Here is a 26,107-nt window from a genome sequence, read left to right on the forward strand (position 1 = left end):
TAATTCTGTGCCCGTTGAGAAGCGTGAGTCAAGGGGCGCATCGGTCGCAAGTCCGTGAAGGCCTCCTTGAGGGACTCTGGGTCCCTCAAGGAGGCCTTCACGGACCGGTGGGGATCAACCGGAGGGGAAGCTCACGGGACCAGGACGAGCTTGCCCCGGACGTGGCCGCCTTCGCTTTCGTCCTGGGCCGCGGCCGCTTCGGCGAGCGGATACACCCGGGCGATCGGCAGGTCGAGCTTGCCTTCGGCGGCGAGCGCGGCGCCTTCGGCCAGCGATCCGGGGACCTGCTCCGCCGGAGAACCCGAGGTGAAGCGGACGCCGTGGTCGGCCGCGTCCGGCGCGGCGATGGTGATGACCCGCTCCGGGCCGCCGGTCAGCTCGACGAGGGTGGCGAGCGAGCCGCGCCCGGAGGTGTCGAAGGACGCGTCGATACCCTGCGGCGCGACGGCGCGTACGCGCTCGGCGAGCCCTTCGCCGTACTGCACCGGGACGGCGCCCAGCGAGCGCAGGTAGTCGTGGTTCGCTTCGCTCGCGGTGCCCACGACGGTGAGACCGCGTGCGACGGCGAGCTGGACGGCGATGGTGCCGACGCCTCCCGCGGCACCGTCGACGAGCAGCGTCTCGCCCTTATGCAGATCCAGAAGATTGAGAGCGCGATAGGCGGTGTTGACCACCACGGGCAACGCCGCGGCGAGCTCCCACGACAGCGCTTCCGGCTTGCGCGTGAGGCCCGCCGGATCGGCGAGGACGTACTCCGCGTAACCGCCGATCCCCCTGCCGAGGACTTCGTCACCGGCCGCGAACTCGGTCACTCCCTCGCCGACCGCGTCGATCACGCCGGAGATGTCCCCGCCCGGGACGGCTGGGAACTTCGCGGGATACACCTCGGCCATCAGCCCGGACCGGATCTTCCAGTCGATCGGGTTCACACCCGCGGCCCGGACGGCGACCCTGACCTGGCCGGGCCCGGGCGCGGGAAGCTCACGTTCGAGGACGCGCAGGACCCCGGAGTCGCCGTACTCGGTGAACGCGATGGAGCGGTAGGTGTCCGTCATGCCGTCGACAACCGCCGCCCGCCCGGCACTATTCCGGGGGCTTCCCGAACCAGCTGTAGTCGCCGGGGACGATCTGCAGGCCCTCGGCGATGTCGGCCAGCGCCGCCCGGTCCCGTTTGCCCGACACGGTGAGCCAGCGTCCGCCTTCGACCTGCACGGCGACCGTTTCGTCCAGCCGGCCGAGTCGCCCGTTCCGCGCGGGGAGGGCGAAACCGTCGAGGCCCCGGATCTTGAGGGGCACGGGCGCGGCGTCGCCCGCGTCCGGCCGTTCGCCGCCGAGCCTCGCCGTGACCACCGCGGCCGCGGTGGGCTGCCCGGCTCGGGTGGCTTCGAGCTCGGTCGTGCCCCCGTCGACCATCATGGCCAGGTTCACGCCGGACAGCCCCAGCTCGGCGGGCAACCGGCCGAACCGCAGTTCGCCCGAAACCCGGGCGCGGCCGTCCCGGACCATCTCGTCCGCGATCCGCTGACCGACGCCGCGCGGGTCCCGTACACCGTGCAGGGTCAGGTTCAGCACGTACGCGTCGTCGGGTGACCACGTCAGCATCGTCGCGTCGCCGTAGACCTCCGAGACCATGCCGACCCGGCCGTGCACGATGATCTGGTTCGGGGCGGGCGCGATGGTCCACGGCCCGCGCCGTTCGTCCAGCGGAGTGGTGGTCAGCTGGACTTGGCCCGCTTCGCCGCCACTCCACGTCCTGGTCTGCGGCCCGGGATAAGGCTTCGCGGCGCGGTTCATCTCCTTGAAACCGGCGGGCAGCCAGCCCGGTTTGTACGGCAGCACCGACCAGTCCGCATCGCGCGGGGAAGCCGGCGTGACGGTGGTGTAGGCCCGCAGGCCCAGCGGCACGCCGAGCGCGATGATCGCGACCGCCGCCGCGACCAGTGCCAAAGCCATCTTCGGGCGGCTTCGCGACCGTTGGGTCAGCGCGTCGCGGATCTCGGCCCCGTCGGGTGCCCGCGTCGCCAGGTGTTCGAGGCTCTCGCGGATCAGATCCTCGGTGTGCTCGTCACTCAGTCGGGTCATTTGCGGGCTCCCGTGGGCTCTGCGGACGGGGACGGTTCGGTTTCCCGCAGCGTCGCGAGCGCGCGCGAGATCTGGCTGCGCACGGTCGACGTCGTGCAGCGGAGTACCGCGCCGATCTCCTCGTCGGAGTAGTTCTCGTAGTAGCGGAGCACGATCGCGGCGCGTTGTTTGCGCGGGAGCTTCGCGAGCCGGTCCAGCATCGCGTCGCGTTCGTCGTACTCGATGGCGTGATCGGAGACCGGCGGGCTCATCAGGTCGAGTGCTTCCGGTGACGACGGCGTCACCCGGCGGACCGCCAGCCGCCTCCGCCACGAGAGGTACTCGTTGGTCACCATCCGGCGGACGTACGTCGGCGGCGAGTCGATCTTCGGCCAGCGTTCCTGAGCACGCAGCAGCACCTCCTGGACGATGTCCTGCGCCAGGTACGGGTCGTCGGTCAGGACGGTCGCGTAGCGCAGGAGCCCGTCCAGGCGATCCGCGACGAACTCGTCGAAGGTCGCAGGCACGTGTCTCCCTCAGCCGGTGGTCTCGCTCTAGTGACGCGCGAGACCACCTTCCTGATGCATCGGGAGCCGGACTTTCTCGGCGCCGGGGGTCAGGTGGTACTGCGCGACCGGGGCCAGCATCGCGACGATCTCCTCCTCCGAGGCGTTGACCAGCGGAGGGAGCCCGATGACGTAACGCAGCAGCGCGAACCCGATCATCTGCGCGGCGATCCCGGCCACCCGCACCTTCGGCACGCCACGCGCTTCGGCGACCCGCGCCAGCACCGCCCGCTCCAGGAACTGCCGCATCATGGTCGCGACCTGCTCGTTGGTGGTCGCGGAGCGGATCATCGCCAGGAACGGCGCGCGGCCGTCCGGCGCCTGCCAGAGGCCGAGGAACGCGCGGACGAGGCGTTCGCCGATCTCTTCTTCGGGGCCTTCGAGGATCCGGGGGACCAGCTCGCCCGGGTCCACCGGCAGGTTCATCGACGCGGCGAAGAGCCGCTGCTTGGTACCGAAGAAATGGTGCAGCAGCGCCGCGTTGACCCCGGCTTCGGCCGCGATGCCGCGGACGGTCGCCCCGTCGTAGCCCTGTTCGGCGAACTTGCGCCTCGCCGCGTCGAGGATCTCCTCCCGCGTCTCGGTCTGCCCCGGCCGCCGCCCCGCCTGTGCCATCCCGCGAGCTTAGAACGGCTCTTGACTACGCTTGTCCCCATGTCAGTCGCAGTCAGGGTCATCCCGTGTCTCGACGTCGACGCGGGCCGTGTGGTGAAGGGCGTCAACTTCGCCGACCTGCGCGACGCCGGCGACCCCGTCGAACTCGCCCGCCTGTACGACGCGGAGGGCGCGGACGAGCTCACCTTCCTCGATGTCACGGCTTCCTCCGGGGACCGTGAGACCACCTTCGACGTCGTCCGCCGGACCGCCGAGCAGGTGTTCATCCCGCTCACCGTCGGCGGCGGCGTGCGCACGAACGACGACGTCAACCGCTTGCTGCGCACCGGTGCGGACAAGGTGAGCATCAACACCGCCGCCATCGCGCGGCCGGAGTTCCTGCGCGAGGCGTCCCGCCGGTTCGGCGCGCAGTGCGTCGTGCTGTCGGTGGACGCGCGCCGGGTCCCCGAGGGGACGGAACCGACTCCGTCCGGTTTCGAGGTGACCACGCACGGCGGTCGCCGCGGCACCGGGATCGACGCCGTCGAGTGGGCCGCGCGCGGCGAGGAACTCGGCGTCGGCGAGATCTTGCTCAACTCGATGGACGCCGACGGCACCAAGAACGGTTTCGACCTCGAACTCCTGACCCAGGTGCGGGCGGCGGTCCGGGTCCCGGTGATCGCCAGCGGTGGCGCCGGCGCGCTCGAGCACTTCCTGCCCGCCGTCGAGGCAGGCGCGGACGCGGTGCTCGCGGCCAGTGTGTTCCACTTCGGACAGTTGAAGATCGGTGAAGTCAAGAGCGCGCTGCGCGCCGGGGGAGTCGTGGTCCGGTGATCCTGGCCAAATGGAAGGCCTCCACCGAGGTCAAGGTCGTCTGCGCGCTGCTGCTCGGGCTTCCCCTCGCCTATATCGCGATGGCCGTGATCCTCATGTTCGCGCCGTACTCCACCGCGAGGACGTTCCTGTTGCCGGGGACGTCGCTCGTCCTCGGCGGACTCGTCGTGGCGGGACTGGTGCTGAAGATGTCTTCGGCGCGGTTCGCCGGTTTCGGCGTCAGCTTCCTGTTCGGGTTGCTGCACGCGCTGTCCATGCTGGCGGCCGAACTCTTCTGGGTGAAGATCGTCTCCGGGCTGCTGTTCGCCGGGTACATCTACACGGCGGTCCTGCTCAACTCGATGCCGGTGAAACGGCACCTTCTCGGAGCCACGAATGACGCTTGACCCCGCCCTCTCGGATCGCTTGAAGCGCAACGCCGACGGGCTGATCGCCGCCGTCGTCGTCGAACACTCCACATCGGACGTCCTGATGATGGCGTGGATGAACGACGAGGCGCTCGAGCGCACCCTCACCACGCGGCGCGGCACCTACTACTCGCGCAGCCGCAAGGAACTGTGGGTCAAGGGCGAGACCTCCGGCCACGTCCAGCACGTACGCGAGGTGCGGATCGACTGCGACGGCGATACCGTCCTCCTGCGCGTCGACCAGACCGGCCCGGCCTGTCACACCGGCACGCACACCTGCTTCGACACCGACGAACGGCTGTTGCTGGCCGACGAGAGCGAGAACCCGTGAATGTCGTCGCCAACGTCCTGGTCGGCATCGTCGCCCTGATCCACCTGTACATCGTCGTGCTCGAGATGTTCCTGTGGACCACCCCGCGTGCCCGCGCCTCCTTCGGCACCACCGAGGAATTCGCGAAGGAAAGCTCCGCGCTCGCGGCGAATCAAGGGCTGTACAACGGTTTCCTCGCCGCCGCGCTGATCTGGGGCCTGATCGCGACCGGCAGCACCGCTTGGCAGTTCAAGATCTTCGGCCTCGCGTGCGTGATCGTGGCCGGGCTCTACGGGACGGCGACGGCGAGCAAGAAGATCTTCTTCGTGCAGGTGGTCCCCGGCACGCTGGCGTTGATCGCGGTGCTGCTCGCGGGCTGATGAGACCGGGGGGTGAAGAGCCGCTCGACGATGAGTCGTTCGAGCTGGACGACGACGCCGTGTTCGACCTCATCGATCTGGATGAGGAAACGGAACGGCTCCGGCGGCTGAGCGTCAAATCCTCGTGGCTGCTGCCCCTGTGGGGGCTGCTCTGCGCACTGGGGATCTCCGCGATCGTCAACCAGGCGGTGGAGGGCGGCAAGACCGGCGCGCTCGGAGCCCTGCTGCTGAGCCTCGGAGTCGCCGCGGTCATCCTCTCGGCGAGTCCGCCGCCGGCTGGCGACGAAGGTACCTGTCGGCGAAGACGGAGGGCTGGCGGTTCGCCCGGGTCACCGTGAAGCCCGACCACGGCAGGGTGCTGAACCGGCTGCCGATCGCGCTCCACCTCGTGTTCGACGACGGTTCCGAGACCGTGTTGCGTCCGACGACCTGGACGTTGCGCTCGTGCCGCCGTTACCGGGAGAACCCCGACGCCAAGGTGTGGGTCGCGGGTGAGGGCGAGGATTTCGTCGTCCTGTTCACCGACGGCTGGGTCGCGCCCGTTCCCTACGCGTTCCCGGCGCGCCCCGCGTTCCCGAGTGAGACCACCTCGCGGGAAGGGCGCTCGGAGGGCTGAGGCGCCTGCTCACTTGCACGCGCGCCGGGCACGCGCGGTTGCCCTGGAGCGAGATGTGACTCGTTGTCCGGAAAAGCCATTTCTCTCGATTAACCTCAGCGCATGAAACCGGGGCGAGGGAAGCGAAGATCGGCCGAGCGGGACAGCCCGAGACGACGTCCGCGGGTCGCCGGGAGGCCTCGTTCCACTCCGGACGATGACGTGACCGAAAGCTTTGTGGCGCCGACGGTCCACGAAGAGGTGGCCACGCCCTTGATCGAGAGACTGTCGATCCTCGAACAACGGGCGGCGGCTTTGGCGGTGTTCTGGACGGTCTACTTCGTCGTGTGCCGAATGGTTTCGGAAGATCCCCGGTTCGAAGTGCTGTCCCCGCTGTCCTTGGCGGCTTTCTACGGTATTCCGGCGTGTCTCTACGCCGCCTGGCTCTGGAAGAGCCGCCGTCGCTCCGCTTCGAAGACCGGTCTGCGCGAGGCCACGGCGACGGTGCGGCCCGGCTGGTTGTACCCCAGGATCGACGTTTATCTCGAGCGCGACTACAAGCTGCTTCAGACGCGACGGTCGCTGAGGATCGCTCCTCGTTTCGAGGGACTCGAGAAGGTTCCCGTCTTCGTCGGCGGCCAAGGAACGGACATGATCGTGATCTTCCCGCGCGGACGGTTCTCGAAGGACACGCTCTACGCGGTTCCCGTCAAGGAGATCGAGCCGGACACGGACTGAGCCGGCCGAGCCCGTGGGTAAGGCGAAAGCCACTGCTGCCCTGAGTGTCCACAAAGGATGCTCCCCGAGGACCGAATGCCCCTTGATGCACGTATGTACGGTTCTGCGCGGGGGTCGTGAGTGGTAAATGTCGTTAGAACGACCCAAACCACTCACGACCCCCTCGCCAGGGCCCGCTAATCGCCCGAATCGGACACTTTTGGCTGTACTGCCTTGTCGAATCCCTGACCTTCAGGGCGGGCAACGAAACCTTCACGGCACGCCGCCAGGCCCCCGCTCAGTCGATCTTCCCGGTCAGGTAGCGCTGCACGGTCGGCGCGATCGCGGTCACCAGCGGCTCGATCTCGCTCGACGCCATCGGCTCGAACCTCGCGACGTAACGGACCATGCCCATGCCGACCAGCTGGGACGCGCACAGGGTCGTCCGCAGTTCGATGTCGTCCGAGCCGATGTCGCCGATCACCTTGGTGAAGAAGTTCTGGAAGAACCCGCGCAGTACGGCCGCGGCCTGTTCGTGGCCGGCGACGCTGCGGACGAGCGCCTGGAAAACTTCGCCGCCGGCGCCGTCCCACCGGGTGAGGAAGGTCTGCACGATCCGCTGGCCGAACTCCTCGTCGGGCCCGTCCCGAAGTTCCGCGAGCAATTCGTGCGGGTCGAAGGGGAGCTTCAGGATCGCTTGGGCGAACAGCCCTTCCTTGCTGCCGAACCAGTGGTTGACCATCGCCGCGTCGACCCCGGCACGCGTCGCGATCGCACGAACCGTCGCGCCGTCGAAGCCGCTCTCGCCGAACACCGCGCGGGCCGCTTCGAGCAGCGCCGCGCGGGTGTCCTGTCCGCCGGGCCGCCGTCCCCGGCGCCGCGCGGTAGTGTCTTCACCGGCCATGGCGCCATCATGACCGGACCCGGCCCGAAATTCAACATTCTTTGAATTCATCCCCGCGTCCCCGTCCGCACGGGTGTTGCAGCACAATGAGCGACATGGTCAGCGCCGCAAACGCCAGCCCGTCGGGGCTCGGCTCGGTCAGCCCTTCGCGCGACGAGTTCCGCGCGCTCGCCGAGGGCCGTCGCGTCATCCCCGTTGTCCGCCGCGTGCTCGCCGACGGTGAGACCCCCATCGGGGTCTACCGCAAGCTCGCCGCCGACCGGCCGGGGACGTTCCTGTTCGAATCGGCGGAGAACGGCGCGTCCTGGAGCCGATGGTCGTTCATCGGCGTCGACAGCCCCGCCGCGCTGACCGTGCGTGACGGCAAGGCGGTCTGGACGGGCACCCCGCCGGTCGGCCTGCCGACCGAGGGTGACCCGCTCACCGTGCTGCGTGAGACCGTCGCCGCGCTCCACACCGAGCAGCTGCCCGGGATGCCGCCGCTCACCGGCGGGATGGTCGGCTACATCGGCTACGACGCCGTCCGCTGGCTCGAACGGCTTCCCGAACTCGCCGAGCGCGACCTCGACATCCCCGAGCTCACGATGCTCTTGGCGACCGACCTGGCCGCCTTCGACCACCATGAGGGCACCGTCACGCTGATCGCCAACGCGGTCAACTGGGACGACTCGCCCGAGCGCGTCGACGCCGCCTACGACGACGCGGTCGCGCGGTTGAACGCGATGACCAAGCAGCTGCACGTCGCCGCCCCGGCCACGGCGGCCGTGTTCGACCGCCCCGCGCCCGAATTCACCCGCCGCCGCACCAAGCCGGATTTCCACGCGGCCGTCGAGAAGGCGGTCGAGGCGATCAAGGCGGGCGAAGCGTTCCAAATCGTGCCGTCGCAACGATTCGAGATCGAGACCCAGGCCGACGCGCTGGACGTCTACCGCGTGCTGCGCACGTCCAATCCGAGCCCGTACATGTACCTGCTGCGCCTGGACGGCTTCGACATCGTCGGGTCGAGCCCGGAGGCGCTGGTCACCGTCCGGGACGGCCGCGCGACCACGCACCCGATCGCGGGCACCCGCTGGCGCGGCGCCGACCCGGAGGAGGATGCGCAGCTGGCCAAGGACCTGCTGGCGGACGAGAAGGAACGCGCCGAGCACCTGATGCTCGTCGACCTCGGCCGCAACGACCTCGGCAAGGTCTGCAAGCCCGGCACGGTGCGCGTCGTCGACTTCTTCGACGTCGAGCGCTACAGCCACGTCATGCACATCGTCTCCACGGTCACCGGCGAACTCCTCGACGACAAGACGGCCTTCGACGCCGTCGCCGCCTGCTTCCCGGCGGGGACGCTCTCCGGTGCGCCGAAGGTCCGCGCGATGCAGCTGATCGAGGAACTGGAGCCGACCCGCAGGGCGCTCTACGGCGGTGTCGTCGGGTATCTCGACTTCGCCGGGGACGCCGACACCGCGATCGCGATCCGCACCGCGCTGATGAAGGACGGCACCGCGTACGTCCAGGCCGGTGGGGGAGTCGTCGCGGACTCGGTGGCCGACTACGAGGACAACGAGTCGCTCAACAAGGCCCGCACCGTGCTGTCCGCCGTCGCGGCGGCGCAGACGATGATCGCGGCGGACGAACTCGACCCGGCGGGTGACAGCACTCGTGTCTGAGGCCCCGACCCCGGCGAAGAAGACCAAGCGTCCACTGTGGATCGCCGTGGTGGGCCTGCTGCTGGGCGCGGTCGCGCTGTGGGGTTCTTCGCAGCTCGTGTGGTTCGCGGAGTTCCGTGACGGAGGCGTGCGCGGCACGGTGCTGTACACGGAAACCGGTTCACAGCGTGCGGTCGCGCTGGTTCCGCTGGCGTTGCTGGCGCTCGCCGGCACGGCGGGGCTGATCGCCACCGGCGGCTGGCCACGCCGGGTGCTCGGCGTGGTACTCGCCGTGTCCGGTGTCGCCGCGGTGTGGATCGGCGTGGCGGGCGGCTCGTTCAGCGGTTTGGCCGACGGTTTGCCCGTGGCTCAGCTGCTGGGAGCCCGCGGGCTCGCGATCCTCGGGGGAATTCTCGTGACGGCGGGCGGGTTGGCAGCCATCAAGGGCGCGGGCCGGATGCCTCGCCTCGGCGCGAAGTACTCGGCGCCCGGGGCGAAGAAGAAGGCCGCCAAGGATCCGGAGACCGAGCTGTGGGAGGCGCTGTCCGAAGGCGAAGATCCCACCGCGACCCGGTGATGGCCGCGGAAAACGCGCGTTTTCGAGATCTACGCCGCGAAAGATGACACGGTTGGCATTCGGAGTAACGGACATACCCGGAACCAGGCCGTATCCGTGCGGGGGTTAGCATCGTTTCGGCGGGAAGGGGAAGGTTTTTGTGAGCGACCTTGCGAAGGAATCAGTGAGCACGACGGCCGGTGAGGAACTCCGGTGAGCGTGCTCGAAGACATCGTCGCCGGCGTCCGTGCCGATCTCGCCGAGCGCGAGGCGGTTCTGCCGTTCGACGAACTGAAGAAGCGCGCGACCCAGGTCGCGCCCCCACGTGACGTGCTCGCGGCCCTGCGCGAGTCCGGTATCGGCGTCATCGCCGAGGTGAAGCGGCGCAGCCCGTCCAAGGGCGACCTGGCCGAGATCCCCGATCCGGCCGCGCTGGCGAAGGACTACGCCGACGGCGGCGCCAGGGTGATCAGCGTGCTGACCGAGCAGCGCCGGTTCGGCGGTTCGCTCGCCGACCTCGACGCGGTCCGCGCGGCGGTCGACATCCCGGTGCTGCGCAAGGACTTCATCGTCAGCCCGTACCAGGTCCACGAGGCGCGGCTGCACGGCGCGGACATGGTCCTGCTGATCGTGGCGGCCCTGGAGCAGAACGCCCTGATCGCGTTGCTGGACCGGGTCGAATCCCTCGGGATGACCGCGCTGGTCGAGATCCACAACGCCGAAGAGGCCGACAAGGCCCTCGAAGCCGGCGCGAAGGTGATCGGCGTCAACGCCCGGAACCTGCACACCCTCGAGGTCGACCGGGACGTCTTCTCGCGGCTGGCCCCCGGCCTGCCGATGGACGTCTTCAAGATCGCCGAGTCCGGCGTGCGCGGCCCTGGCGACCTGATGTCCTACGCGGGCCACGGTGCCGACGCCGTCCTCGTGGGCGAAGGGCTCGTCGCTTCGGGCGACCCCAAGGGCGCGCTGGTCAAGCTCGTCACCGCCGGATCGCACCCGGCCTGCCCGAGGCCTTCTCGATGACCACTGAGTACCACGAAGAACCGCACGGCAAGCACGATCCGGACGACCGGGGCTACTACGGCCCGTACGGCGGCCGGTTCATGCCCGAGGCCCTGATCGGCGTCGTCGACGAGGTCGCGGCCGAATACGACAAGGCGCGGAACGACCCGGACTTCGTCAACGAGTTCCGGCGTCTCCTGCGTGACTACGCCGGCCGTCCGTCGCTGCTCACCGAGGCCAAGCGCTTCGGTGAGCACGCCGGCGGCGCCCGGATCTTCCTCAAGCGCGAGGATCTGAACCACACCGGTTCGCACAAGATCAACAACGTGCTGGGCCAGGCGCTGCTCACCAAGCGGATGGGCAAGAAGCGGGTCATCGCCGAGACCGGGGCCGGGCAGCACGGCGTGGCCACCGCCACCGCCTGCGCGCTGCTGGACCTGGAATGCATCGTCTACATGGGCGAGGTCGACACCGAGCGGCAGGCGCTGAACGTGGCGCGCATGAAGCTGCTCGGCGCCGAGGTCGTCCCGGTGAAGACCGGTTCGCGCACGCTCAAGGACGCGATCAACGAGGCCCTGCGCGACTGGGTCACCAACGCCGACACCACGCATTACCTGTTCGGCACGGCGGCGGGCCCGTATCCGTTCCCGATGATGGTGCGGAACTTCCACAAGATCATCGGCGAGGAGGCCCGCGTCCAGATCCTGGAGCAGGCCGGGCGCCTGCCGGACGCCGTCGCGGCCTGCGTCGGTGGCGGATCGAACGCGATCGGCATCTTCCACGGCTTCATCGACGACCCGGACGTCCGGCTCGTCGGTCTCGAACCGGGCGGCGAGGGCATCGAGGGCAATCGCCACGGCGCCACGCTGACCAAGGGCACCCCGGGCAACCTGCACGGCGCGATGACGTACCTGCTGCAGGACGAGGACGGCCAGACCGTCGAGTCGCACTCGATCTCCGCGGGCCTCGATTACCCGGGCGTCGGCCCGGAGCACTCGTGGCTCAAGGACAGCGGCCGCGCCGAGTACCGGCCGGTGACCGACGCCGAGGCGATGGACGCGTTCAAGCTGCTCTCGCGCACCGAGGGCATCATCCCGGCGATCGAGTCGGCGCACGCGCTGGCCGGCGCGCTGGTGCTCGGCCGCGAACTCGGCCCCGAGGGGCTGATCATCGTGAACCTGTCCGGTCGTGGTGACAAGGACATGGACACGGCGGCGAAGTACTTCGGCCTGGTGGAGAACGCATGAGCGCGCTGGACGACATCTTCGCGAAGACCCGGGCCGAGGGCCGCGGCGCGCTGATCGGCTACCTGCCGGCGGGCTTCCCGACGGTCGACGGGTCCAAGGACCTGCTGGCCGCGGTGGTCGACGGCGGTGCCGACCTGGTCGAGGTGGGCGTGCCCTACTCGGACCCGGTGATGGACGGCCCGACCATCCAGGCCGCGTCGGTGAGCGCGCTCTCCGGCGGCTTCAAGCTCAAGCACCTGTTCGAGGTCGTCGAGTCGGTGTCGTCGCGCGGCGGCAAGGCCGTCGTGATGACGTACTGGAACCCGGTGCACCGCTACGGCGTGGACCGCTTCGCGCGGGACCTCGCCGCCGCGGGCGGGCTCGGCATGATCACCCCGGACCTGATCCCGGACGAGGCCGACGAGTGGATGGCCGCCTCCGAGCAGCATGGTCTGGACCGGATCTTCCTGGTCGCGCCGTCCTCCTCGGAGGAGCGGATCGCCAAGACCGTCGAGGCCGCTTCCGGTTTCGTGTACGCCACCGCCGTGATGGGCGTGACGGGCGCCCGTGACCAGGTCGGCGTGCATGCCGAGGACCTGGTCGCGCGCACTCGTGCGCATACGGACCTGCCGATCGGGGTCGGGCTCGGCGTCCGTTCCGGCGAGCAGGCGGCGCAGGTCGCCGGTTTCGCGGACGGCGTCATCGTCGGCTCCGCGCTGGTGACCGCCGCCGCGAGCGGCCTGGACGCGGTCCGGGAGCTTTCGGCCGAACTCGCCGCTGGTGTGCGGAAGACCGTCGCCCCCGCTTGACCTGATCGCGCGTGAAGGCCCCCTTCCCTCGGCTGAGCCGAGGGAAGGGGGCCTTCACGCGCTACCGCTCAGTGCCGCCACCGCTGCGCTTCGGTGATCTCCTCCGGGCTCGCGCGCGCGAACCGCTCGATCTCCGCGCGCCGCACGTCCACGATCGTCCTCGCCAGCGGAGCGCCGAACGCGGCCGCCAGGTCCATGTCCGCCTCGAACGCCGCGACGGCGTCCTCCAGCCGCAGAGGCAGCCGCGCGATCCCACGGGCGGCGCGCTCCTCCTCGGTCAAGGTCCCTGGGTCGACGTCGAGTGGCTCCGGCAGGGACGCTTCCTCATCGGCTCCCGCCATCCCGGCGAACAGCAGGGCGGCCGCCAGCAGATACGGATTCGCGGTCAGGTCGAAGCATTTGACCTCGAGGTTCGCCGCCGAGTCCCGGTTCCCGGCGACGCCGCGCACCAGCCGCAGCGGCGTCTCCCGGTTCTCCAGCCCCCACGCGGTGTACACGCCCGCCCAATGGTGCGGTTCCAGCCGCAGATAACTGACCACTGACGGCGCCCCGATCGCGAGCAGCGCGGGCAGCCGCCGCAGGATGCCCGCGCTGAACGACTCCGCGACCGGTGTCAGCCCGAAAACCCTTTCCCCGCCGGAGAAAAGGTTCCGCGCGCCGTCCAAGACGCTCAGATGCACATGCCCGCCGTTGCCGACGCCGGCGGGCGCGAACTTCGGGGTGAAGGACGCCTTCAGCCCGTGCCGGTGACTGAGCGCGCGGATCGTCTCCTTCGTCAGGACCGCGACGTCGGCCGCGCGCACCGGGTCGGCCGCGGCGACGGACAGCTCGAACTGGCCGTCCGCGTACTCGGGGTGGATCTGCTCCACCCCGGCGCCCTGTTGGTCCAAAGTGGACACCAGGGCGCGGAGATAGTCCGCGTGCTCGGAAAGCCTCGCGTAGCCGTACGCCGGGCCCGCGGTGGCCGACGTCGGATCGTCCGGGGCGCCGGCATCGGTGATCACCCATTCGATTTCGAAACTCATCCGAGCCCGGTGCCCGCGGGCGGCGAGCCGGTCCACCGCCGTCGCCAGCAGGGCTCGCGGATCCTGCGGATGCGGCTTGCCCTCCTGGTCGACTTTCGTGACCGGCGCCCAGGCCCAGCCGGGCTGCCCGGCGAGCACGGTCAGCGCGTCGAGGTCCGGATGCAGCCGCAGATCCCCGACCGGGCCCAGGGAATGCTCACCGCCGGTGATCACGTCGTCCGAGCCGAAGAAGTCGAAGGACTTCGAAGCACCGACACCCCACGCCGCCGCGGACGGCAACGTTCGCAGCGGCACCGCCTTGACGCGCGCGATCCCGGCGTTGTCCACGAAGGTCAGCGCCACGAGCTCGACACCCCGTGCCCGGAGCTCCCCGGTGAGGGCGGTCGCGCGGGCGGTCAGTGCTTCCCGGTTCACCATGGTTCCTCATCCTGGCCTCGATCGGAGTCCCTTGCCACGCCCGGACGCGGCCATAGGGTGAGGCCGCACTCGTCGATCACGAGAAGGGACGCGCTCATGCCGGGAACCCCGATCCTGCCGTTCGTCGCCCGGACGAGGCTGGTGGATCACCACTGCCACGGCGTCGTCACCGGTGATCTGGGCCGGATCGAGTTCGAACAGCTGCTCACCGAGGCCGACACCGTCTCGTCACTGGGCACGACCCTGTTCGACTCGCTGATCGGGCTCGCCGTGCGGGCCCGTTGCGCCCCGGTGCTCGACCTGCCGCCGCACGCCCCGGCCGAGGTCTACCTGGCCCGCCGCGCCGAACTGGGCGCCACCGAGGTCAACGCGCGGTTCCTGCGCGCCACCGGCACGACCGAGTTCCTGCTCGACGGCGGCTTCCTGCCGGACACGCTGACCACGACCGAGCAGTTCGCGGCCCTGTCCGGTGCCCGCGCGCGGGACATCGTCCGGCTCGAACAGGTCGCCGAAACGGTGATCGGCTCCGCCACCGCGGCCGGATTCGCGTCCGCCTTCGCCGAAGAACTGGCGAGACGCGCGACGACCGCGGTCGGGTTCAAGTCCATCGCCGCCTACCGGGTCGGTCTCGACCTGGCGGGGGAGCGCCCGACGGACGCCGAAGTCGCCGAAGCGGCAGGCCGCTGGCTCGCGCGGATCGAGGCGGGCGAACCGGTCCGGCTCGCGGACGAGGTGCTGCACCGGTTCCTGATCTGGACCGGGATCGACCTGGCCCTGCCGATCCAGTTCCACGTCGGTTTCGGCGATTCCGACGTGGACCTGCACCGCTGCGATCCGCTGCTGCTCACCGGGCTGCTGCGGGCCACCCGGTCACACGGGGTGCCGATCATGCTGCTGCACAACTATCCCTTCCACCGGAACGCCGCGTATCTGGCGCAGGTCTTCGAGCACGTGTTCATCGACGTGGGACTCGCGACGCACAACGCCGGTCATCGTGCGCCGGCGATCATCGCGGAGACAATGGAGATCGTGCCGTTCGGGAAGCTGCTGTTCTCCACGGACGCGTTCGGGCTGGCCGAGCTGTACCACCTCGGTACGGCGCTGTTCCGGCAAGGACTGTCCGACTTCCTGTACGCGGGGCTCAGTTCGGACGTACTGTCCGAAGTGGACGCGCATCGGATAGCGGCGCTGGTGGGGCACCGCAACGCCGAACGGGTGTACGGGCTGGAGGGGACATGACGGAACTGGACGAACTGCAGGACCGATGGGAGGCCGCCGTCGAGGCGGAACTGCCGTCCGCGATCGAGCTGCGGCACCGGGTGCACGCCGATCCGCGCGCGTCGGGGGACGAAGAGGACACCGCACGGGCCGTCGTCGAGGCGCTGGGCATCGACGAAGGGGTCCGGGTCGCCAAGACCGGGCGCGCCGTGCTGCTCCCTGGTACCGCGCCGGGCCCGGCCGTGGCGCTGCGCACCGAGCTGGACGCGCTGCCGGTCACCGAACGCACCGGGATCCCGTGGGCCTCGGAGACGCCGCTGATGCACGCGTGCGGGCACGACGTCCACATGGCCGCGCTCGTCGCCACCTGCCGCGCCGCCGCCGTCGTCGGCGTGCCCCGGCCGCTCATCGCGCTCCTGCAACCGCGTGAGGAGACGTCGCCGTCCGGCGCGCTGGACATCGTCGAGTCCGGCGTGCTCGCCGAGTACGGCGTCGAGTCGGTCATCGGCGCGCACGTGCAGCCGAGGCTCGCCGCGGGAGTGGTTTCGGCGGTGCCGGGGCCGGTCAACGCCTCCACCGACGAGTTCGACGTCGTCGTCCGCGGCCAGGGTGGGCACGCCGGCTACCCGCATCTGCTGCGTGATCCGATCCTCGCGCTCAGCCAGATGGTGGTGAGCCTGCAGCAACTCGCGAGCCGCCGGGTCGATCCAGTGTTCGGCGCGGTCTGCTCGGTCGGGCGGATCGAAGCCGGGACGACGGCGAACGTCGTACCGAACGAGGCCCGCCTGTCGGGCTCGCTGCGGCTGATGCGCGCCGAAGACCGCGATCTCGCCTTGGAGGGGCTCGCCGAGGTCGTCCACGGCACCGCGCAGGCACACGGCTGCCGGGCGGAACTGGAGATCAGCCCGTGCGAACCGGTGCTGCACAACGACGCCGGGCTCACCCAGCGCGCGCACCGGCGGCTCGTCCGGACCGGGGCAGGCGTGGACACCGATTTCCGGTCGTTCGGCGCCGACGACTTCGCGCACTACTGCGGGACGACCCGCGGGCTGATGATGTTCGTCGGCCTCGGCGACACCGCGGGCGCGCCCAGCCTCCACGACGAGGTGTTCCTGCCGCCCGACGCCGCCATCGGGCATGTCGCGTCCGCGCTGATCGCGGGCTATTTGGCCGCCGTCGAGGGCTGACGCCCCCAAGAAGTGGATGAAGCGCTACGGTGGCCGACGTGAATACCGCCTCGGCAGCGTTCCTCGCGACCATCCCCAGTCCCGACCAGGGCGTCTGGCATATCGGGCCGGTCCCGATCCGGGCCTACGCGCTGTGCATCATCGCCGGCATCATCGTGGCGATCTGGCTGGGCGAGCGGCGCTGGGTGAACCGCGGCGGCACGAAGGGCACCGTCATCGACGTCGCCGTCTTCGCGGTGCCGTTCGGCCTGGTCGGCGGGCGGTTGTACCACGTCATCACCGACAACCAGCTGTACTTCGGCGAGGGCAAGAACCCGCTCGACGCGCTGAAGATCTGGGACGGCGGCCTCGGGATCTGGGGCGCCATCGCGCTCGGCGCGGTCGGCGCGCTGATCGCCTGCCGCCGCAGGGGGATCCCGCTGCCCGCGATGGCCGACGCGCTCGCGCCGGGGATCGTGATCGCGCAGGCCATCGGGCGGATCGGCAACTACTTCAACCAGGAGCTCTACGGCGCGCACACCGACCTGCCGTGGGGCCTGGAGATCTACCAGCGCTACAACCCGGCCAACCCGGACGACTTCCTGAACGGCGTCGCGCTCGGGCACGTCCCGCTGCCGGACAGCCCGGTGCACCCGACGTTCCTCTACGAGCTGATCTGGAACCTCGGTGTCGCGCTGCTGGTCATCTGGGCGGACAAGAAGTTCCGCCTCGGCCACGGCCGTGTGTTCGCGCTGTACGTCGCCGGGTACACCGCGGGCCGGTTCTGGATCGAGATGATGCGGACCGACACCGCGAACCACATCCTGGGCCTGCGGGTCAACGTGTGGACCTCGATCCTGCTGTTCGCCGCCGCGATCGTGTACTTCGTCCTGGCCGCCAAACGAGGGCCGCGGGAAGCGCCGGAAACGCTGTGGAGCAAGGACGTGCCGCGGGAGGACGACGCTTCGCCCGCCGCGGCTTCCGCCGAGGAGACGCACGCGGAGGTCGCGGCGGCCCCGGACACCGTCCGGGACTCGGCCGCGGACAAGGCGACGGAGGATCCGAAGCCGGATCCCGAGAAGTAGCCCGCTCTTTGAGTACGTGAAGTCCCACCAGTCACGTCGGCAAAACCGCGTCAGCGGGTGACCAGGCCCCGCCCCGTCACCAAGGGCAGGTCCAGCGCGGTCAGCAGTCCGGGCGGAGCCGCCACCACCGCCGGGATCGCGTTCACCAGCCGCATCGCGGTCGCCTTCAGCCCGGCCGTGTTGTGGTCGCCGTCGCTGCCGACCAGGCGCAGGTCCAGCACGTAGTTCGGCTCCCCGGTCACCTGGACGCGGTAGCAGCCCTGCCCGGCAGGCTGCGGCCAGTCCGGCCCGAGGTCGCCGCGCAGGCGCGTGATGTGCTCCAGCACGCACACCGCCCGCCCGCCGCGCATGCCGCGCACCTCGAACCGCAGCGCCGCCGCCGTGCCCTCGTCGATCGTCCCCGAAGCGATGTCGAACGTCTCAGGAGCCGGAAGCCGTTCGTAGACCTCCTCGACGGCATCGAGCTCGACGTCCAGCCCGGCCGCGAGCTGCCGCACGACGCTGCCCCAGGCCAGCGACAGCACGCCGGGCTGCAGCAACAGCGGCAGATCGTCCATCTCCCGGCCGAAGCCCATGATGTCGAACAGCACTTTGGCCTGGTTGTACGTCGAATAGTCGAGGATCTCCAGGCAGCGCACCTCGTCGATCCGTTCGCAGACGCCGGTGAGCACCAGCGGCAGCCAGTCGTTGGCGAAACCGGGGTCGACACCGTTGACCCACAGCGAAGCGCCGCCTTCGCGGGCGGCCTCCCGGATCGGCTCGATCATCTCCGGCGGGACGACACCTTCGGGGTATTGGAGGAACACGGGGCTGCTGGACACCACGTTGATCCCCGCGCGCAGGAAGCGTTTCAGGTCTTCGACGGCCTCGGGCAGCCGATCGTCGGCCATCGCCGTGTAGACCACGCAATCCGGCTTCAGCGCGATGAGGCCGTCCGCGTCGGTCGTCGCGGTGACGCCTGACGGCCGCCCGAGCCCGGCCAGTTCCCCGGCGTCCACGCCCGCCTTGGCCTCGCTCGAGACCCAGACCCCGGCGAGTTCGAGATCGGGGCGGGCGTCGATCCCGGCCAGCGTGTGGCGGCCGACGTTCCCGGTACTCCACTGGACCACGCGCACGGCGTTCGCCTCCTACAGGTCGGGCAGGCCCAGCTCCAGGTTCGGGGCCTGCAATCCACCGTCGACTTCGATGATCTTGCCGGTGACGTACCGGCCCGCGCCCGACGCCAGGAACACGACGGTGGCCGCGATGTCCTCGGCCTCGCCGATCCGGCGCAGGGGAGTGGCGGCCTCCATCCGGCCGCGCAGTTCGTCGTTGCCCACCACCACTTCGAGCGCGGAGGTCGCCACCGAGCCGACCGAGATCGCGTTCACCCGCACCTTCGGCGCGAGATCGGCCGCCGCGAGCCGGGTGTAGTGCGCCAGCGCGGCCTTCGCCGTCCCGTACGCGGCGAAGCCACGGCCGGTCACGCGGCCCATGACCGACGAGATGTTGACGACCGAACCGCCCGTCTCCAGTAAGGACGGGGCCGCCGCGACGGTCAGCGCGTGGGCGGTGGAGACGTTGAAACGAAAGGCTTCTTCGAGGAACTCGGCGGTGGTTTCCAGCAGCGGCCGGGGATAGGTTCCGCCGACGTTGTTGACCACCAGGTCCAGCCGCCCGAACTCCGCCGTCGCGATCCGCGCCAGCTCGCCCGCGGCGGCCGGGTCGCTCAGATCGGCGGGCATCACGTGCGCTCGCCGGCCGGTGGCGGCGACCAGGGCCGCCACTTCGTCGAGCTGGGTTTCGGTGCGGGACGAGATCACCACGTCGGCACCGGCCTCGGCGAGCGCCACGGCCGTCGCCGCGCCGATCCCGCGTCCGGCGCCGGTGACGACGGCGACCTGGTCGGTGAGCCGGAAACGATCCAGGATCATGCGCGGAACTGTAACACGTTCTAGTTGACCTGGGTCTGGCGTGCAAAAGCCCCCGGGAGTGACTAGGGTCGCCTCACCGCGTCTCGTGACATCTCGGAACGGGACATATACTTAGCGGAACGAACTACTGCGACCTCATCAGGAACTCTGTCGTTCCGGGCGTCCATATCGTTACCCATCGACGGGCTTTCCCGCCCGCCGAACTGATGCCGACGTGTTTCACAGGTGTTAAAGTCGCGCTAACGAACGGGCCATCGTCGTCCCGTGCGCATTCCCCCGGCCGGCCCCGCCCGGCCGCTGAGCACAGACGACGAAGGAGGTCCCTTCATGATCTTCTCCGCCATTCCAGGCAAACAGGGTCTCTATGATCCCGAATCCGAACAGGACTCCTGCGGTGTGGCCATGGTGGCCGACGTCCGCGGGCGGCGTTCGCACGGCATCGTCACCGACGGCCTGTCCGCGCTGACCAACCTCGATCACCGCGGCGCCGCGGGCGCGGAGCCGACCAGTGGTGACGGCGCGGGCATCCTGCTGCAGCTCCCGGACGAGCTGCTGCGGGCCGAAGTGGACTTCATCCTGCCCGAGGCGGACGCCGACGGTCACCAGACCTACGCGACCGGGATCGGTTTCCTCCCCTCGGACATCGAGGAGCGGACCAAGGCCATCGCCCTGATCGAGCGGATCGCCGATGAAGAGGGCCTCGACGTCCTCGGCTGGCGTGAGGTCCCGGTCGACGCGGACCGCGCCGACATCGGCCCGACGGCGCGTTCGGTGATGCCGCATTTCGCGATGCTGTTCGTCGCGGGCGCCGAGGCCGACGGGCGACGTCCCTCCGGCCTCGAGCTGGACCGCCTGGCCTTCTGTCTCCGCAAACGCGTCGAGAACGAGAGCGTGACCGCGGGCTGCGGCACCTACTTCCCGTCGTTGTCCTCGCGGACCATCGTCTACAAGGGAATGCTGACCCCCGAGCAGCTCCCGCTCTTCTTCGCCGACCTGACCGACACCCGGCTCACCAGCGCCATCGCGCTCGTGCACTCCCGGTTCTCCACCAACACCTTCCCGTCGTGGCCCCTGGCGCACCCGTTCCGGTTCGTCGCGCACAACGGCGAGATCAACACCATCCGGGGCAACCGCAACCGCATGCGCGCCCGTGAGGCGCTGCTCGAATCGGATCTCATCCCCGGCGACCTGACCCGCCTGTACCCGATCTGCTCGGCCGACGCGTCGGACTCCGCCTCCTTCGACGAGGTGCTGGAACTGCTGCACCTCGGCGGCCGGTCGCTGCCGCACGCGGTGCTGATGATGATCCCCGAAGCGTGGGAGAACCACACCGGGATGGACGCACAGCGTCGTGCGTTCTACCAGTTCCACGCCAGCCTCATGGAGCCGTGGGACGGCCCGGCCTGCGTCACCTTCACCGACGGCACCCTCGTCGGCGCCGTACTGGACCGCAACGGCCTGCGCCCCGCCCGATGGTGGCATACCGCGGACGATCGCGTCGTGCTGGCCAGCGAGGCGGGCGTCCTCGACGTCGCCCCCGCGGACGTCGTGGCCAAGGGCCGCCTCAAGCCCGGCCGCATGTTCCTGGTGGACACCGAAGCAGGCCGGATCGTCGACGACGAAGAGGTCAAGTCGGAGCTGGCGAAGCAACTCCCGTACGAGGGCTGGCTGCACGCCGGTCTCCTGCAGATCGCCGACCTGCCCGACCGCGACCACATCGTGCAGAGCCACGATTCCGTGCTGCGGCGCCAGCTTTCCTTCGGCTACACCGAAGAAGAGCTGAAGATCCTCCTCGCGCCGATGGCGGTGAAGGCGGCCGAGCCGATCGGCTCGATGGGTTCCGACACCCCGCCCGCGGTGCTGTCGCAGCGTTCCCGCCTGCTCTACGACTACTTCAAGCAGAACTTCGCGCAGGTCACCAACCCGCCGCTGGACGCGATCCGCGAAGAGCTCGTCACGTCGATGAGCCGGATCATGGGGCCGGAGCGGAACCTGCTCGCCCCCGGCCCGGCTTCCTGCCGCCACGTGCAGCTGCCGTATCCGGTGATCGACAACGACGAGCTCGCCAAGCTGATCCACATCAATGACGACGGCGATCTCCCCGGCTTCGCCTGCAGTGTCCTTTCCGGACTGTACGAAGTGGACGGTGGCGCCGACGCGCTGGCGTCCGCGATCGAGCGGGTCCGGCGTGAGGCTTCCGAAGCGATCGCGGCGGGCGCGCGCACGCTCGTGCTGTCCGATCGCGACTCCGACCACCGCATGGCGCCGATCCCGTCGCTGCTCCTCGTGTCGGCGGTCCACCACCATCTGGTGCGGACCAAGGAAAGGCTCCGTGTCGCGCTGGTCGTCGAGACCGGTGACGCCCGCGAGGTCCACCACATCGCGCTGCTGCTCGGCTACGGCGCCGCGGCGGTGAACCCGTACCTGGCCTTCGAGACCATCGAGGACATGATCTCGACCGGTGCCGTCACCGGCATCGAGCCGGCCAAGGCGATCCGCAACTACGTCAAGGCGCTCGTGAAGGGCGTCCTGAAGATCATGTCCAAGATGGGCATCTCGACCGTCGGCGCGTACACCGCCGCGCAGGTCTTCGAATCCTTCGGCCTGGCACAGGATCTGCTCGACGAGTACTTCACCGGGACGTCGTCGAAACTCGGCGGAGTCGGACTGAGCGTGCTCGCCGAAGAGGTCGCCACGCGCCACCGCCGGGCGTACCCGGACAACCCGACCGACCGGGTCCACCGTGGACTCGAGACCGGCGGCGAGTACGCGTACCGCCGCGAGGGCGAACTGCACCTGTTCACCCCGGAGACCGTCTTCCTGTTGCAGCACGCGACGAAGACCGGCCGCGAAGAGGTGTACAAGAAGTACTCCGACGAGGTGCACCGCCTGTACCGGCAGGGTGGCGCGCTGCGGGGGCTGTTCTCCTTCCGCGAGGGCACGCGCGAGCCCGTGCCGCTGGACGAGGTCGAGCCCGTCGAGGCGATCTTCAAGCGCTTCAACACCGGCGCGATGTCCTACGGCTCGATTTCGGCCGAGGCACACGAAACGCTCGCCATCGCGATGAACCGCATCGGCGGCCGGTCCAACACCGGTGAGGGCGGGGAAGACCCCGAGCGGCTCTACGACCCGGCGCGGCGCAGCGCGATCAAGCAGGTCGCGAGCGGCCGGTTCGGCGTCACGAGCGAGTACCTGGTCAACGCCGACGACATCCAGATCAAGATGGCGCAGGGTGCGAAGCCGGGTGAGGGCGGGCAGCTGCCGCCGAACAAGGTGTACCCGTGGATCGCCCGCACGCGGCACTCGACGCCGGGCGTCGGGCTGATCTCGCCGCCGCCGCACCACGACATCTACTCGATCGAGGATCTCGCGCAGCTGATCCACGACCTCAAGAACGCCAACGAGAACGCCCGCATCCACGTCAAACTGGTGTCCTCGCTCGGCGTCGGCACGGTCGCGGCGGGCGTATCCAAGGCGCACGCGGACGTCGTGCTGATCTCCGGTCACGACGGCGGCACCGGCGCCTCCCCGATGAACTCGCTCAAACACGCGGGCACCCCGTGGGAGATCGGGCTCGCCGAAACACAGCAGACGTTGCTGCTCAACGGTTTGCGCGACCGGATCACCGTGCAGGTCGACGGCGCGATGAAGACCGGCAAGGACGTCGTCATCGCCGCGCTCCTCGGCGCCGAGGAGTACGGCTTCGCGACGGCGCCGCTGATCGTCGAAGGCTGCGTCATGATGCGCGTCTGCCACCTCGACACCTGCCCCGTCGGCGTCGCGACCCAGAGCCCGGATCTGCGCAAGCGGTACACCGGCCAGGCCGACCACGTCGTGAACTACTTCCGGTTCGTCGCCGAAGAGGTCCGGGAAACGTTGGCGGCGCTCGGTTTCCGCACCCTCGACGAGGCCATCGGGCACGCCGAGATGCTGAACACCGACGAAGCGGTGGAGCACTGGAAGGCCTCCGGTCTCGACCTCGCGCCGATCTTCGAGATGCCGGCCGAAACCCCGTACGGCGGGGCGAAGCGGCGCACGCGGACCCAGGACCACGGCCTGGAGCACGCGCTCGACCGGACGCTGATCCAGCTCGCCGAGGCGGCGCTGGAGGACGCGCACCCGGTGCGGCTCGAACTGCCGGTGCGGAACGTGAACCGGACCGTCGGCACGCTGCTCGGTTCCGAGATCACCCGTCGCTACGGCGGCGAAGGCCTGCCCGAGGACACGATCCACGTGTTGCTGACCGGTTCCGCCGGGCAGTCGCTCGGCGCGTTCCTGCCGCGTGGCATCACGCTCGACATGGTCGGCGACGCGAACGACTACGTCGGCAAGGGCCTTTCGGGCGGGCGGATCATCGTGCGCCCCCATCCGGACGCGAAGTTCGCGGCGGAAGGCCAGACCATCGCCGGGAACACGCTCGCTTACGGTGCCACCGGCGGCGAGATGTTCCTGCGTGGCCAGGTCGGCGAGCGGTTCTGCGTGCGCAATTCCGGCGCGGTGGTCGTCGCCGAGGGCGTCGGAGACCACGCCTTCGAGTACATGACCGGCGGGCAGGCCGTGGTGCTCGGCCCGACCGGGCGCAACCTCGCGGCGGGCATGTCCGGTGGCGAGGCCTTCGTGCTCGACCTCGACCGCGGCAAGGTCAACGAGGAGATGGTGAATCTCCAGACCCCGTCGTCGGACGACCTCGCCTGGCTCAAGAAGACCGTGCAGAAGCACTACGACCTCACACGTTCGGCCGTGGCCGCGTCGCTGCTCGGCGACTGGCCGCGTCGCTCGGCGGCGTTCACCAAGGTGATGCCCCGCGACTACCAGCGTGTCCTTGACGCGGCGAAGGCGGCGCGCGCCGCCGGCCGCGATGTCGACGAAGCGATCATGGAGGCCGCTCGTGGCTGATCCGACGGGTTTCCTGAAGTACGAACGAGAAGAGCCGAAGAAGAAGTCCAAAGAGGAGCGTCTCGCCACCTGGGGCGAGGTGTACGCCGACGTGGAGCCGGCCGAGCGCAACGAACAGGTGCGCAAGCAGGCTTCGCGGTGCATGGACTGCGGCATCCCGTTCTGTCATTCCAGTGGTTCCGGCTGCCCGCTGGGCAACCTGATCCCGGAGTGGAACGACCTCGTGCGCCGCGGCGACTGGGCCGCGGCGAGCGACCGGCTCCACGCCACCAACAACTTCCCCGAGTTCACCGGGAAGCTGTGCCCCGCGCCGTGCGAGGCGGGTTGTGTCCTTTCGGTCTCGCCGCTGTCCGGCGGTCCGGTTGCGATCAAGCGGGTCGAGCAGACCATCGCAGACCAGTCGTGGGAAGCGGGCTACGTGCAGCCGCAGATCTCGGCGGTGTCGTCGGGGCAGCGGGTCGCGGTCGTCGGCTCGGGCCCTGCCGGGCTCGCCGCCGCGCAGCAGCTGACCCGGGCCGGCCACGAAGTGACCGTCTACGAGCGGGACGACCGGCTCGGCGGCCTGCTGCGGTACGGCATCCCCGAGTTCAAGATGGAGAAGAAGGTCCTCGACCGGCGGCTCGCGCAACTCCGCAAGGAGGGCACGAAGTTCGTCACCGGCTGCGAGGTCGGCGTCGATCTTACCGTCGAGGAACTGCGGGCGGGCTACGACGCGGTGGTCCTCGCCGTGGGCGCGCTGCGCGGCCGCGACGACACGACGACGCCCGGTCGCGAGCTGTCCGGGATCCACCTGGCGATGGAGCATCTGGTCCCGGCCAACAAGTACGTCGAGGGCGACGGCCCGTCGGCGGTGGACGCGGCAGGCAAGCACGTCGTCATCATCGGCGGCGGTGACACCGGGGCCGACTCGTACGGCACTGCGACCCGTCAGGGCGCGCTTTCGGTGACCCAGCTGGACCAGTACCCGACGCCACCGTCCACAAGGGACGATGAGCGGTCGCCTTGGCCGACCTGGCCGTACATCCTGCGCACTTACCCGGCGCACGAAGAGGCGGGCGAGCGCAAGTTCGCCGTCGCGGTCACCCGGTTCATCGGCGACGACGAGGGCAACGTGCGAGCGGTCGAGCTCCGTCAGGTCCGCGTGGTCAAGGACCCGGAGACCGGCAAGCGCATGGTGACCCCGGTCAACGACGAGGTCGAGGAACTGCCCGCCGACCTCGTCCTGCTCGCGATCGGCTTCGAGGGCGTCGAGCACATGCCGCTGCTCGACGGGCTCGGCCTGTCGCTGACCAAACGCGGCACGCTCTCGTGCGGTGCGGACTGGCAGACCGGGTCGCCCGGCGTGTTCGTCTGCGGTGACGCGCACCGCGGCGCGTCGCTGGTCGTGTGGGCGATCGCCGAGGGACGCTCGGTGGCGAGCGCGGTGGACGCCTACCTGACCGGTGCTTCGGACCTGCCCGCTCCGGTGCACCCGACGGCGCTGCCGCTCGCGGTGGTCTAGGCCCGGACAGCGTCACGTCTGGCGCGTCGCGAAAGCCACTTTCGCGACATGTGCGGCCCGGCCCTCCGGTAACGCGGTTCGCGTGACTGGATGGACGACACGTGTGATCCGATGGACGACACGCGTGACTGGATGGACGACACGACTGACGGCCGGGGCCTGCGCGAGTCGTCCATCTGAACACGTGTGTCGTCCGTCCAAGCACGTGTGTCGTCCGGCTGATCACGCGAACGGGCCGTTCGCGAGGCCCAAGACCAACGTCAGCCCCGGCTCCTCCCGAAGGTGGAG

At 69.7% G+C, this 26,107-nt stretch carries 25 protein-coding genes; 17 read left to right on the forward strand and 8 right to left on the reverse strand.

Annotated features, from left to right (window positions below):
* Positions 1-131: 131 nt before the first annotated feature.
* The 4 genes from CVV72_RS00395 to CVV72_RS00410 are packed head-to-tail and all read right to left on the reverse strand — an operon-like array spanning position 132 to position 3,242.
* On the reverse strand, positions 132-1,055 hold the full coding sequence (locus CVV72_RS00395; protein WP_219150328.1) for an NADP-dependent oxidoreductase: 924 nt from the start codon (positions 1,053-1,055) through the stop codon (positions 132-134).
* Positions 1,056-1,083: 28 nt separating this feature from the next.
* Positions 1,084-2,082, reverse strand: a complete 999-nt coding sequence (locus CVV72_RS00400; RefSeq protein WP_219150330.1) for a hypothetical protein — start codon at positions 2,080-2,082, stop codon at positions 1,084-1,086.
* Complete coding sequence (locus CVV72_RS00405) at positions 2,079-2,588, reverse strand: RNA polymerase sigma factor (RefSeq protein WP_219150332.1); 510 nt, start codon at positions 2,586-2,588, stop codon at positions 2,079-2,081. The genes CVV72_RS00400 and CVV72_RS00405 overlap by 4 nt, the downstream gene beginning before the upstream one ends.
* Positions 2,589-2,615: 27 nt before the next feature.
* Positions 2,616-3,242, reverse strand: a complete 627-nt coding sequence (locus tag CVV72_RS00410; RefSeq protein ID WP_219150334.1) for a TetR family transcriptional regulator — start codon at positions 3,240-3,242, stop codon at positions 2,616-2,618.
* Positions 3,243-3,281: 39 nt separating this feature from the next.
* Here CVV72_RS00410 and hisF point away from each other — a divergent pair, with 39 nt between their 5' ends.
* The 7 genes from hisF (at position 3,282) to CVV72_RS00445 (ending at position 6,485) form a co-directional block, all read left to right on the forward strand.
* Complete coding sequence (gene hisF, locus CVV72_RS00415; RefSeq protein ID WP_016335963.1) at positions 3,282-4,055, forward strand: imidazole glycerol phosphate synthase subunit HisF; 774 nt, start codon at positions 3,282-3,284, stop codon at positions 4,053-4,055.
* Positions 4,052-4,441, forward strand: a complete 390-nt coding sequence (locus CVV72_RS00420) for a hypothetical protein (RefSeq protein ID WP_219150336.1) — start codon at positions 4,052-4,054, stop codon at positions 4,439-4,441. Before hisF ends, CVV72_RS00420 begins: the two co-directional genes overlap by 4 nt.
* The gene (gene hisI / locus CVV72_RS00425; RefSeq protein ID WP_126733711.1) at positions 4,431-4,793 is read left to right on the forward strand and encodes a phosphoribosyl-AMP cyclohydrolase; all 363 of its coding nucleotides are present in this window, start codon (positions 4,431-4,433) and stop codon (positions 4,791-4,793) included. The genes CVV72_RS00420 and hisI overlap by 11 nt, the downstream gene beginning before the upstream one ends.
* The gene (locus tag CVV72_RS00430; protein WP_126733710.1) at positions 4,790-5,152 is read left to right on the forward strand and encodes a DUF1304 domain-containing protein; all 363 of its coding nucleotides are present in this window, start codon (positions 4,790-4,792) and stop codon (positions 5,150-5,152) included. The genes hisI and CVV72_RS00430 overlap by 4 nt, the downstream gene beginning before the upstream one ends.
* Positions 5,152-5,490 carry a hypothetical protein gene (locus tag CVV72_RS00435; RefSeq protein ID WP_219150338.1) on the forward strand — a complete coding sequence of 113 codons (339 nt, stop codon included), beginning with the start codon at positions 5,152-5,154 and terminating at the stop codon, positions 5,488-5,490. The genes CVV72_RS00430 and CVV72_RS00435 overlap by 1 nt, the downstream gene beginning before the upstream one ends.
* Positions 5,487-5,768, forward strand: a complete 282-nt coding sequence (locus CVV72_RS00440; protein WP_219150340.1) for a hypothetical protein — start codon at positions 5,487-5,489, stop codon at positions 5,766-5,768. The genes CVV72_RS00435 and CVV72_RS00440 overlap by 4 nt, the downstream gene beginning before the upstream one ends.
* 201 nt (positions 5,769-5,969) lie before the next feature.
* Positions 5,970-6,485 (forward strand): hypothetical protein, encoded by a 516-nt coding sequence (locus tag CVV72_RS00445; protein WP_219150342.1) that lies wholly within the window; start codon positions 5,970-5,972, stop codon positions 6,483-6,485.
* 277 nt (positions 6,486-6,762) lie between these two features.
* Here CVV72_RS00445 and CVV72_RS00450 read toward each other — a convergent pair whose 3' ends face one another.
* Positions 6,763-7,368: a TetR family transcriptional regulator gene (locus CVV72_RS00450; protein WP_219150344.1), complete on the reverse strand. Its 606-nt coding sequence runs from the start codon at positions 7,366-7,368 to the stop codon at positions 6,763-6,765.
* Between the two features lie 95 nt (positions 7,369-7,463).
* On the opposite strand from CVV72_RS00450, the gene CVV72_RS00455 reads away from it, so the two are divergent.
* The 5 genes from CVV72_RS00455 to trpA all read left to right on the forward strand — a co-directional run bounded on the left by CVV72_RS00455 (position 7,464) and on the right by trpA (position 12,598).
* A complete protein-coding gene (locus CVV72_RS00455; RefSeq protein WP_219150346.1) occupies positions 7,464-9,026 on the forward strand; it encodes an anthranilate synthase component I in 1,563 nt (520 codons plus the stop codon).
* A 40-nt stretch (positions 9,027-9,066) separates the two neighbouring features.
* Entirely contained in the window at positions 9,067-9,582 is a 516-nt protein-coding gene (locus tag CVV72_RS00460) for a Trp biosynthesis-associated membrane protein (protein ID WP_219153738.1), read from the forward strand.
* A 192-nt stretch (positions 9,583-9,774) separates the two neighbouring features.
* The gene (trpC, locus tag CVV72_RS00465) at positions 9,775-10,584 is read left to right on the forward strand and encodes an indole-3-glycerol phosphate synthase TrpC (protein WP_020630310.1); all 810 of its coding nucleotides are present in this window, start codon (positions 9,775-9,777) and stop codon (positions 10,582-10,584) included.
* Positions 10,581-11,810, forward strand: a complete 1,230-nt coding sequence (gene trpB / locus CVV72_RS00470; protein ID WP_192741165.1) for a tryptophan synthase subunit beta — start codon at positions 10,581-10,583, stop codon at positions 11,808-11,810. The genes trpC and trpB overlap by 4 nt, the downstream gene beginning before the upstream one ends.
* On the forward strand, positions 11,807-12,598 hold the full coding sequence (gene trpA / locus CVV72_RS00475) for a tryptophan synthase subunit alpha (RefSeq protein ID WP_219150348.1): 792 nt from the start codon (positions 11,807-11,809) through the stop codon (positions 12,596-12,598). Before trpB ends, trpA begins: the two co-directional genes overlap by 4 nt.
* A 68-nt stretch (positions 12,599-12,666) precedes the next feature.
* Here trpA and CVV72_RS00480 read toward each other — a convergent pair whose 3' ends face one another.
* On the reverse strand, positions 12,667-14,040 hold the full coding sequence (locus CVV72_RS00480; protein WP_219150350.1) for a glutamine synthetase family protein: 1,374 nt from the start codon (positions 14,038-14,040) through the stop codon (positions 12,667-12,669).
* 96 nt (positions 14,041-14,136) lie between these two features.
* Here CVV72_RS00480 and CVV72_RS00485 point away from each other — a divergent pair, with 96 nt between their 5' ends.
* From CVV72_RS00485 to lgt, 3 genes are read left to right on the forward strand one after another with little or no spacing between them, the layout of a single operon-like run.
* Positions 14,137-15,279, forward strand: a complete 1,143-nt coding sequence (locus CVV72_RS00485) for an amidohydrolase family protein (RefSeq protein ID WP_219150352.1) — start codon at positions 14,137-14,139, stop codon at positions 15,277-15,279.
* Positions 15,276-16,445, forward strand: coding sequence for a M20 family metallopeptidase (locus tag CVV72_RS00490; protein WP_219150354.1), 1,170 nt, complete (start codon positions 15,276-15,278; stop codon positions 16,443-16,445). Before CVV72_RS00485 ends, CVV72_RS00490 begins: the two co-directional genes overlap by 4 nt.
* A 29-nt stretch (positions 16,446-16,474) precedes the next feature.
* The gene (lgt, locus tag CVV72_RS00495; RefSeq protein ID WP_219150356.1) at positions 16,475-17,509 is read left to right on the forward strand and encodes a prolipoprotein diacylglyceryl transferase; all 1,035 of its coding nucleotides are present in this window, start codon (positions 16,475-16,477) and stop codon (positions 17,507-17,509) included.
* A gap of 50 nt (positions 17,510-17,559) precedes the next feature.
* Here the strand turns inward: lgt and CVV72_RS00500 are convergent, their stop codons facing one another.
* Positions 17,560-18,624, reverse strand: coding sequence for a diacylglycerol kinase (locus CVV72_RS00500; protein WP_219150358.1), 1,065 nt, complete (start codon positions 18,622-18,624; stop codon positions 17,560-17,562).
* 12 nt (positions 18,625-18,636) lie between these two features.
* A complete protein-coding gene (locus CVV72_RS00505; protein WP_219150360.1) occupies positions 18,637-19,422 on the reverse strand; it encodes an SDR family oxidoreductase in 786 nt (261 codons plus the stop codon).
* 327 nt (positions 19,423-19,749) lie between these two features.
* Here CVV72_RS00505 and gltB point away from each other — a divergent pair, with 327 nt between their 5' ends.
* Positions 19,750-24,318: a glutamate synthase large subunit gene (gltB, locus tag CVV72_RS00510; protein WP_219150362.1), complete on the forward strand. Its 4,569-nt coding sequence runs from the start codon at positions 19,750-19,752 to the stop codon at positions 24,316-24,318.
* Complete coding sequence (locus CVV72_RS00515) at positions 24,311-25,819, forward strand: glutamate synthase subunit beta (RefSeq protein WP_219150364.1); 1,509 nt, start codon at positions 24,311-24,313, stop codon at positions 25,817-25,819. The genes gltB and CVV72_RS00515 overlap by 8 nt, the downstream gene beginning before the upstream one ends.
* Positions 25,820-26,107: the final 288 nt, after the last annotated feature.

This window comes from Amycolatopsis sp. TNS106 (assembly GCF_019330265.1).
Taxonomy (GTDB): Bacteria; Actinomycetota; Actinomycetes; order Mycobacteriales; family Pseudonocardiaceae; genus Amycolatopsis; species Amycolatopsis lurida.